The organism is Chloroflexota bacterium, from assembly GCA_016197225.1.
Classification (GTDB): domain Bacteria; phylum Chloroflexota; class Anaerolineae; order Anaerolineales; family VGOW01; genus VGOW01.
Genome location: JACPWC010000120.1, coordinates 1 through 2543, shown reverse-complemented (window position 1 = coordinate 2543; position 2543 = coordinate 1). Strand labels below are relative to the sequence as shown.

Here is a 2543-nt window from a genome sequence, read left to right as displayed (position 1 = left end):
GTCCGAGATTTCAAAACCGCCTGTCGTGGGATTGGTCGGCCTCGTTGGGCGAGTCGGTTTCTGTTGTTTGATTGGTGTTTTCACAGTCTTGGGCATTTGGCAACTGTATCAGCAAAGGGGTCTTTAGGATAGGTTCTAAGGGTCTTTCCGATTATTCGGATAGGCACTTAGGGTCTTTTTTTGTTTCGCTATCCTGCAAAACGGTTCGGTGATAAAATTCGGGCATGGCCGCTAAAATTTTGATCGTTGACGACGAACGCGAAATCACCCGCATGCTTCATGCCGCTCTGGAGTTGATTGACCGCAACTTCCAGGTCACAGAAGTGCCGTCGGCAGAGGAAGCCATGCTGGAAGTGCGGCGCACCAGCTTCGACCTGGTGATTGCCGACGTGCGCCTGCCGGGCATGGACGGGCTGGAACTCATGCGCCGCATCCGCAAGTTGCGGCCCGAGGCGCAAGTCGTCATTATCACCGGCAACAACTCGCCGCAGGCCGAGGCGGAAGCCCGCAAACTCAACCCGGCGGCTTTTCTCGCCAAGCCCATCAACCCCAAAGAATTTGCCGCCGTCATTCAAAAGGTGTTTGGCGGCAACTTGCCAGACCTTCCGGCAGAGGACGCCCCGCCGCCGCCCAGCGTCGCCACCCGCCTCAGCGCCCTGCGCTACGATCTGGGATGTCTGGCCGTTTACCTGGCCGACCTGGACGGCATGGTCATCGCCCGCGCCGGCGACGTTTCATCTTTCAATATTGACGAGATGGTGCGGCACATCGAAGTGGCCTTCAGCGCCTCGCTCAAAGTCTGTCACCTGTTGGGCGGCTACGTTCCGCTCAACATGCACTTCTTCGACGGCGACGACTTTGACGTTTACGTGATCAACGTCGGCCAGTCGTACATGCTCATCATGCTGTTCGAGGGGGAGATGGGCGCCAAGCAGATGGGCCTGGTTCTACGGTATGGCCGCCAGTGCGCCGACGACATGCTCAACGCAATGGCCGAACGCGCTCCGGCCCTGGCCTACGCCACGCCGCTGGCCGCCTCGGCGCCGGTGGAAGCCGCCCGCGCCACCGACACCATCATCATTCCCATCCCTGAAGCTGAACCCATCATCCTGCCCAACGTTCCGCACATGCCCATCCTGGCGCCCGAACCGGAGCCGCTGGAGCCGATGCTCGACATTCAAGACGAAGTGCTGAACGCCGCCGCCGGCTCGTTCGGCGAGTTGGACCTGGATTCGTTCTGGGATTCAGCCGCCTCAGAAGTGGAAAGCGGCGCGACTCGCGGCAGCGCCCTGTCTTTCGAGCAGGCTCTCAAACTCGGTCTGGTGACTAAGGAAGAGTCCTAACCTACTCAAGCCTCTGGCCGTGTGTTACAATACGCGCCGCCTTCAAACACTGGGTCGTGGTGCAGTGGTAGCACAGAGGACTTTGGATCCTTTGACCGTGGTTCGAATCCACGCGACCCAGCCTGCCTCTCCAAACATTTTTAATGAACGACGACGACCCCGACTTGTGTAGCCTTGAACCTGTCGGCGCCATTAACTTTGAGATGCGTGGAACTTCACGGCTGAACACCAGAACCGTCGAGCTTCGCGCATCTTTTATTTCCTCGGCTCTACCGGATTGACCGGAATTCTTTGCCACAAATTACACGAATTTCACAAATTTGCCGTACATTCGTGAAATTCGTGGCAGGGTTTTCCCGCCAAAGCGGAAGAGCCATTTCCTCTCAGACATCAAGTGTCTTTGCGAAGCAGACACTTGGTGTCTGAGCAAAACGATTTTGGAGCGATAATGACACTTTCTGTGGTGATCCTTGCCGCCGGCCAGGGCACGCGCATGAAATCCGCTTTGCCCAAAGTTTTGCATCGCATTTGCGGCCAGCCGATGGCGCAGTACGCAGTTGACTCAGGTCGGGCGCTGGCCGGCGGCCCGCCCGTCCTCATCGTCGGTCACGGCGGTGAGGCAGTGAAGGCAGCGCTGGGCGAGCAGTGCCACTACGTGACTCAGGCCGAGCAACTTGGCACCGGCCACGCCGTCCTGCAAGCCGCCGATTTGTTGCGTGAGCGGGGCGGGCAAGTGCTGGTCTACTATGCCGACATGCCGCTCCTCACCGCCGACACCCTGAAACAGCTAAACGAGCGCCAGCGCCGGAACAGCGGCCCGCTCACCATGCTCACTGTCCTCGCCGGCGACCCGCGCGGCTTTGGCCGCATCGTTCGCGGCCCCGACGGCTTGGTGACGGCCATTGTCGAAGAAGCGCAGGCCACGCCGGAGCAGAAGGCGATCCACGAACTCAACGTCGGCGCTTATTGCTTCAACGCCGAATTCTTGTGGTCTGAACTTCCGAAGATTCCTGTTTCGCCCAAAGGTGAATACTATCTTACCGATCTGATCGGCATTGCCGCCTCTCGCGGGTCGCGGGTCGAGGCCGTCGTCCTCGACGACGAAGAGGAGACCATCGGCGTCAACACCCGCGTTCACCTGGCCGAGGCCGAAGCCGCCATGCGGCGGCGCCTCAACCGGCGCTGGATGGAAGCCGGGGT

General features: G+C 59.7%; 2 protein-coding genes and 1 tRNA gene. All 3 read left to right on the top strand.

Features of this window, described 5'->3' with window-relative positions:
* Positions 1-224: 224 nt before the first annotated feature.
* Positions 225-1343 carry a response regulator gene (locus HYZ49_20405; GenBank protein ID MBI3244647.1) on the top strand — a complete coding sequence of 373 codons (1119 nt, stop codon included), beginning with the start codon at positions 225-227 and terminating at the stop codon, positions 1341-1343.
* A gap of 50 nt (positions 1344-1393) precedes the next feature.
* Positions 1394-1464 (top strand) — tRNA-Gln (locus HYZ49_20400).
* 327 nt (positions 1465-1791) lie between these two features.
* On the top strand, positions 1792-2543 hold a 752-nt coding region (locus HYZ49_20395), incomplete at its 3' end, for an NTP transferase domain-containing protein (protein ID MBI3244646.1).

Excerpts from the sequence above, each read along its gene's own strand:
- HYZ49_20405 (MBI3244647.1), top strand. The coding sequence starts at position 225 with ATGGCCGCTAAAATTTTGATCGTTGACGACGAACGCGAAATCACCCGC.